This window comes from Corynebacterium sp. UMB0012, from assembly GCF_030216265.1.
Taxonomy (GTDB): Bacteria; Actinomycetota; Actinomycetes; order Mycobacteriales; family Mycobacteriaceae; genus Corynebacterium.
Map to the genome: position 1 here is coordinate 124,596 of NZ_JASOKQ010000006.1, position 6,524 is coordinate 131,119.

8 protein-coding genes are annotated in these 6,524 nt (G+C 57.2%); 6 read left to right on the plus strand and 2 right to left on the minus strand.

The features are described 5' to 3' along the window. Positions 1-4: 4 nt before the first annotated feature. Positions 5-790 (minus strand): precorrin-3B synthase, encoded by a 786-nt coding sequence (locus QP324_RS04810; protein WP_284814796.1) that lies wholly within the window; start codon positions 788-790, stop codon positions 5-7. A gap of 85 nt (positions 791-875) precedes the next feature. On the opposite strand from QP324_RS04810, the gene QP324_RS04815 reads away from it, so the two are divergent. The 3 genes from QP324_RS04815 to QP324_RS04825 are packed head-to-tail and all read left to right on the plus strand — an operon-like array spanning position 876 to position 3,906. Next, positions 876-1,478 carry an FxsA family protein gene (locus QP324_RS04815; protein ID WP_284814798.1) on the plus strand — a complete coding sequence of 201 codons (603 nt, stop codon included), beginning with the start codon at positions 876-878 and terminating at the stop codon, positions 1,476-1,478. Beyond that, a complete protein-coding gene (gene lnt, locus QP324_RS04820) occupies positions 1,478-3,007 on the plus strand; it encodes an apolipoprotein N-acyltransferase (RefSeq protein WP_284814799.1) in 1,530 nt (509 codons plus the stop codon). The genes QP324_RS04815 and lnt overlap by 1 nt, the downstream gene beginning before the upstream one ends. Positions 3,008-3,012: 5 nt before the next feature. Further along, on the plus strand, positions 3,013-3,906 hold the full coding sequence (locus QP324_RS04825; RefSeq protein ID WP_284814801.1) for a polyprenol monophosphomannose synthase: 894 nt from the start codon (positions 3,013-3,015) through the stop codon (positions 3,904-3,906). Between the two features lie 78 nt (positions 3,907-3,984). On the opposite strand, the gene QP324_RS04830 is transcribed toward QP324_RS04825, so the two are convergent. After that, positions 3,985-4,368: an RNA polymerase-binding protein RbpA gene (locus tag QP324_RS04830; protein ID WP_023021567.1), complete on the minus strand. Its 384-nt coding sequence runs from the start codon at positions 4,366-4,368 to the stop codon at positions 3,985-3,987. Positions 4,369-4,498: 130 nt separating this feature from the next. Between QP324_RS04830 and QP324_RS04835 the strand changes: the two genes are divergently transcribed. From QP324_RS04835 to QP324_RS04845, 3 genes are read left to right on the plus strand one after another with little or no spacing between them, the layout of a single operon-like run. Further along, positions 4,499-4,840, plus strand: a complete 342-nt coding sequence (locus QP324_RS04835; protein WP_284814802.1) for a hypothetical protein — start codon at positions 4,499-4,501, stop codon at positions 4,838-4,840. A 3-nt stretch (positions 4,841-4,843) separates the two neighbouring features. Next, positions 4,844-5,545, plus strand: a complete 702-nt coding sequence (locus QP324_RS04840) for a YceI family protein (protein WP_284814804.1) — start codon at positions 4,844-4,846, stop codon at positions 5,543-5,545. A 14-nt stretch (positions 5,546-5,559) separates the two neighbouring features. Next, on the plus strand, positions 5,560-5,724 hold the full coding sequence (locus QP324_RS04845) for a hypothetical protein (RefSeq protein ID WP_239229809.1): 165 nt from the start codon (positions 5,560-5,562) through the stop codon (positions 5,722-5,724). Positions 5,725-6,524 lie beyond the last annotated feature (800 nt).

A 6,524-nucleotide genomic window follows, 5' to 3' on the forward strand; every position in this document is an offset into this window, starting at 1 on the left:
CTCGTTACTCTGCGCGTAGCAGGGGAGAGTTGATGTCGAAGATAAAACCGCGTGGGGCGAGTACGCGCAGCACCACTTCGGCATCACCCTCGGCAATATTGTGAAAGACTAATCCGCCCCACGGGGTGACGGTGATGTCTACCTCTAACTGGCCTATGAGCTGCGCAAACTCAGCAGGGATGGCGCCGCGGTGCACGCCCGCGCCGAGGTCGACAACGCCCGCAGGCAAATGATCATCTAACCAGCCAATGGGGCCTGGTTCTGCCAGGGCGGATGCCTTAGGCTCAGCGGAATCCGCGTGCTGGAGTACCTCCCCATAGTGCTGGGCAGCAGCCTGTGGAGTCAGTGGGGCAGAGGGGGCGTCGCCAAGCGGGGAACGCTCAAGGCGCAGGGCTCCGTCCCCGTCGATGCTAAGGCTGACTGCAGCCGCGCCGGTCGGTACGTCGTCGTGGGCGATAACGGCCAGTCCGGGTCCGCCTTTTGCCGCTCCTAGCTCAGCCGCGATATCCTGGGCCGTTTGCTTGGCCTCCGCCGACAAAGGCGAAGCCAGCACCGGCATCGCCGTGGCGCGCAATCGCAACTGCTGGAGCTGCTGATTGAGTGCCTCCGCATCCTTAATGCTGCGCAGCTCGATTGCGGAAAACCGGTCGATGTAGACATACCCATCCGCAACAGCACTGGCGCACTGCGCCAAAGTAACCCAATCCTGGGCGTGGGTGCTGCCACCGGCAACGTGGATGCGGATGCACGTGCCGTACTGGGGGTCTTCAAAAAGCGCAGGAGTAAACATGCGCACTAGTTTAACCTGCCGTGGCTGCAGCCTCGCGCATGAGTGTTGCCAGCACTTTATCAGTCTGCCTCGTTAGACTGAGGCCATGCCGTTTATGTATTTTGCTCTCTACATGGTCGCAGAGACCCTGACCTTCTGGGCCGTTTGTCAATGGATCGGTGTTGGCTGGGCGCTTATCGCACTCTTTGTCACCATGTTCTTCGGAATGTCCATCGCTGGCATTGAAGTGCGCCGCTTGATGGGAAAGCAGGTCGAACGCACAGGGGACGGTACATACGTCGTGCGCGGCGACAATGTGGGCAAGACTGCCAGCAATGTGGGCCTTACCTTAGTAGGCGGCATGTTGCTTTCTTTGCCGGGTTTCTTGACGACGATCCTCGGAGCCCTCTTTATTTTCTCGCCGACCCGCGCCGTCTTCCGCACGGTGATGGCGGCCTCCTTGTACCGCAAGATCGAAAACATGGGCGTTAAGATCTACGAGGCCACCCCGATGGCGCAGCAGCACGATTCTTATGGCGATTTTGGCTCCTTTGGTCGTGGCCAAGCAACACAAAGTGGGCACCCCAGCACGCAGGATGCTGGCCCGCATGAGGTGTTGGATGAGGAGGAGATCCGCCGCTGGAGTGAGAACCTGGATCCAGATGACTTCGGTCCCTCCGGTGGCGAGTCCAAGGGCGGAAAAAGCTAGTGGTGCTGACTCTTGCCCGCCTCGTAGTGGCGGGTCTTTCTGGTCTGCTCACGTATGCCGCCATAGAGCCCCGTGGCTGGTGGTGGGTTGCCATTGTGGGCGTGGGCTTGCTGTACGTGAGCTTGCTGCCGTGGGGAACTAGGAACGTTTCCGCCCGTGTGGGCGCGCTTCTTGCAGTAACACATTCGCTCGTGCTGTACTTGCTGACGTTGCCATGGATCGGCGAATTGGTGGGCAGCGGGCCATACATCGCTTTGGCCGTATGGCTTTCGGTATACGCCATTGTGCTGGGCTTTGGCGGCGCGGCGGTAGCGCGGTGGAAATACGGTTTTATTGCCTTCCCGTTCTTCTACCTCACGGTGGAGGTGCTGCGTTCCTCGGTACCTTTCGGCGGTTTCTCTTGGGTGAAATTGGCTTGGGGACAAGTCGACGGACCGCTAGCCAACCTGGCGCCGTGGGGTGGAACCTCGCTCATTACCGCAGCCACAGTTTTGTGCGGCTGCGGTCTCGCTGCGCTCCTGATTCAACGCGGATGGAAGGCCAAGAGCGCCGCACTCCTAGCAGCTATCCTTCCCCTCGCAAGCGCGACGGTGGCAGGCTTAGGCATCAACCGAGACGATTCCACTGTCGGAGAAGCAAAGGTTGCCGCAATCCAAGGAAACGTACCTCGCATGGGCCTAGACTTTGCCGGGCAACGCCAGGCGGTCCTCAACAACCACGTGGCCGAAACAAAGAAGCTGGCCGCACGCGAAAAAGACATTGACCTAGTCATCTGGCCCGAAAACTCCTCCGATATCAACCCATTCCGTGACGGCAAGGCAGCCACGGCGATCAGTGGCGCCGTCGATGCGATAGACGCACCTGTTTTGGTTGGCACCGCTACGCGGGATGAGGTGGGAGCCCGCAACACAATGCAGGTCTTTGCTCCCGGCCATACGGTGGGAGACCACCACTATAAAAAGTACCTGCAGCCCTTCGGTGAAACCATGCCCATGCGGGATTTCTTTGGCAAGTTTTCTGACTATGTGGACCTCGCCGGCGATTTTAAGCCCGGTAACGGCCCAGGCGTTGTCTCCATGGCGGGCGTGCCGGTTGGCGTGGCAACGTGCTACGAAGTTTCCTTCGATAGCGCCTTTAGGGAGTCGGTGAAAAATGGAGCGCAACTGCTGACGACGCCTACCAATAACGCCACCTTTGGCTATTCCGATATGACCTACCAACAATTGGCCATGAGCCGGTTGCGTGCGATGGAGACGGACCGAGCCGTGGTGGTGGCGGCGACTTCTGGTGTATCCGCCATTGTTCACCCGGATGGACGCGTTAGCCAGTCCACGGATATTTTCACGGCGGACGCCTTAGTAGAACAGTTGCCCTTGCGTAGCGGCGAGACCTTTTCCGTGAGGTTTGGTTCGCCCCTGCAATGGCTCATGGTTATTATTGGAACAGTCTGCGCACTGGTAGCTTTGCGCACAAACCGCCTGCGACGCACCCCGCGCCGCTCCGGCACAGATACATACGTAGGAGCATAAACACTGTGAGCACGCTTGAATCCTCGACCTTGGTCATCATCCCGACCTATAACGAGATCGAAAATCTTCCTCTCATTACTGGACGCGTCCGTGAGGCCGTCCCAGAGGTCCATATCCTCATCGTGGACGATAACTCTCCCGATGGAACTGGTGACAAGGCCGATGAATTCGCAGCGCAAGATGACCACATCCATGTTCTTCACCGCGAGGGCAAAGGTGGCCTGCTAGGCGCTTATATCGCCGGCTTTGAGTGGGGATTGGAGCGCGACTACCAGGTGCTGTGTGAGATGGATGCAGACGGCTCCCACGCCCCGGAACAGCTTCACCTGTTGTTGGAAGAGGTGGACAAGGGCGCGGACCTAGTTATCGGCTCCCGCTATATCCCGGGTGGCGAGACCGTGAACTGGCCGGCAACTCGTGAGTATCTCTCCCGCCTTGGCAATATCTACATCTCCGTAGCGCTGGGCGCTGGCCTGTCCGATATGACCGCCGGTTACCGCGCTTTCCGCCGCGAGCTGCTCGAGTCCATCGACTTTGATGAGCTGTCCAAGGCCGGTTACATCTTCCAGGTTGATCTGGCCTTCCGTGCCGTCAAGGCTGGCTTTGACGTCCGCGAGGTTCCCATTACCTTTACCGAGCGCGAATATGGCGAGTCCAAGCTCGACGGTTCCTTCGTGAAGGATTCTTTGCTCGAGGTAACCAAGTGGGGCGTTGCCCATCGCGCTGAGCAGCTGCAGGACTTCGGTAGCGCCGTGTCCCAGTTGGTCAACCGTGAAGTCAAGGACGGCTCCATTCACGATCTAGGCGTTCAGGCCCGTAAGGGCGCCGGCTGGGTCTCTGACTTCGCCAGCGAGATCGGGCATCTGGCAAAGCACCAGATTGCGCAGCTCAAGAAGTAGGCGCAACCGCAACGCATAAGGCCCGTACCGTCCCTTAGTTAGAGTAGGGAGGTACGGGCCTTTTGCTGCCGCAGAACTTTAAGAGTTCTTTTGCTGCTGCTCCTGCTGTTCCTTCAGGAGGCGGGCTGCGGAACGGCGGCGGGAGCGCAGGTGGTTAATGCGCTCTTCAAGCAGCTCATCGAGCTCCTCAATGGAGCGGCGCTCACGCAGCATATCCCAGTGGGTGCGTGGTGGCTTAGCGGGCTTAGACTCAACGCCTTCACCTTCTACCAGGTGGCCCAGCTTGCCGTTCTTGCACATCCATTCTTCAGGGATTTCAGCATCATCCGCGAAAGGCACCTCGTAAATCTCGCCGTCTTCGGTGCGGTACTTCACCATCTGGCGCGGTGCGAGGTCGTGGTCGCGGTCGGTTTCGTAGCTGACTGCGCCCATACGGCTGCCACGGAGTACGCGATCTGCCATGCAACATCATCCTTTTCAAAGAGGTCCCTGATTGAGTGCGAAGCAAAACTTCGCCTAAGAGCTACTAATTATAACGAACACCCACGCGTCTTTGTTCCCAGCCCGCCCAAAATGAACTAAAGTGTATCGGGTGATCCGTACAGCTAGTCGTGAACGCAACGTCGGTTCCTGCCAATGGTGTGGGAAGGACATTGACCAAGGCGGTAGGGGACGGCCACGGAAGTTTTGCAGCGCCTCCTGCAAGCAGCGGGCTTATGAGCAAAGAAATAACGTCAGTGGCACGGGAATTCCCGCCAATGCCGTGATCCTTACTCCAGACAAGGCAGAGAGTTTGCGCGACGGACTTTTTGAACTACGTTGTTCCGCAGAAGATATCAACACCGCCGCGGAGGAAGGCGCTAGTGCGCAGGAGCTTGCCGGTTTGTGCGAAGAGCTTGTTGCCCTGGCGCGACGTCTAGAAGGACTTCGATAGAAGATGAAAAAGCTTTTTTATAACCGCAAACTCGTCATCACCATCTTTGTGGTGCTGATTGTGTTGCTCACCGCCGTGGCCATTGGCCCGATGGTGTATTCGCTCCTCAAGGGCGCCGGAGTAAAGACCGAACCAGTTTCCGCCGACGGCGCAAAGGCCGCATCAACGGAGCTCGATGGCACCTGGGAGGTAGCCAAGGGCCGTGCTAATAATCATACCTCGGTTGGTTTTACCTTTAATGAGGTTCTACCTGCGGAAAAGACCACCACATCGGGATCAACCACGGAGGTAACCGGCCAGGCGGATATTTCTGATTCCACCCTGAAAACAGCCACGGTCACCGTTGATATGGACGAGCTGACCACGGATAAGAAGGTCCGCGACCAGAACATGAAGTCCAAGCTCTTTGAGACCCAGCTTTTCCCGGAGTCTTCTTTTGAGCTGACTAAGCCGGCCTCGCTTGCCGACGTCCCTGATGACGGCACCATTGGCAAGGTTGAGCTCACCGGCGATCTGACGATCAAGAATAAGACGCACGAGATCACTCAAGATTTTGACGTCCTTCGCGATGGAGACCAGATCGTTATCGGCGGCACCGTGCCAGTTGATCGCCTTGATTACGGCGTAGAGACCCCGGAGATGCTCGCCGCGAAGGTCGAGGAAAAGGGCGAAGTAAATCTCCGTATTTCTTTCGAGAAGAACTAGCGAGGGCCTAGCCTGTGAATTCCCGTCAGATTATCCCGTTTATGTGGCTGCGCCTCGTCGTCGTCATCGGTTTTACCATTTTCGTAGCCGTTCAACAGATGTGGGTCATTGTGGCCATCTCGGTTCTTTTGGCGCTGTTGACTATCTGGCAGCTGTGGAGCGCTTACCGGAATCGCTAGTTAGGCCTTCACGGCGTTGGGGAAACTTCCTCGAATAACGTCAGTGTGACGTTATATAGTGGTGTAGTTGGCCCCACTAGAAGAGCATATTTTTGCCCGATATCAGGTTTTCGGTCACCGAACGAAACACCGCCACCAACGGTTGGCCCCTGAATGAAGAAGTCCCGAAAGACTGATGGGGCCCGCTGTCACAGAGCTGAACTCCAATGAGCTACAAGCTGGAATCGATACATGCGCCTGAGTCTGGCGGCCGGCGGATGGCACGACAGGGACTGTGGAGCGTCACCAAGCAAACCGCCGTAACATCGCGTGGAGATTGAAGGAAGCTGAACCGGGGCCCAATAGGTGGCCCGGAAAGATGTGTTAGCGCCCAGGCGGCTTGAGGACGAAACATGAAGCCCTCTGAAAATTAGTATTTGTCCGATAATGCACATTATGTCATTTTAACTAGAGGTGGCATTCCCCCTTTTAGATCCTGACTCCATACATTGATACTTGCACCTCGCTTCTGTCGTTCGCTCCTGACAACACGCGCCCGAATGAAGCTTCCCAGATGTGCCATTCCTTCACGACAATTGGGCTCTCGTCATTTCTCATACGGCGGGCAATTTCTTTCTCGGCTTGGTCTCTCGTAGCACATGCGGCCTTAAGCTCTGGATCGAATTCAGCGCTCGACGGATCCGATCCCTGCGCGTGTCCACCGCTAAATACGATATAAGCCACGAGGGTGTCAGGAAGTTTGTGTGTGAGGCTCTGATCTAGAAGGAGTTTCACCGATAATGACTACGGTGTCACCGAAG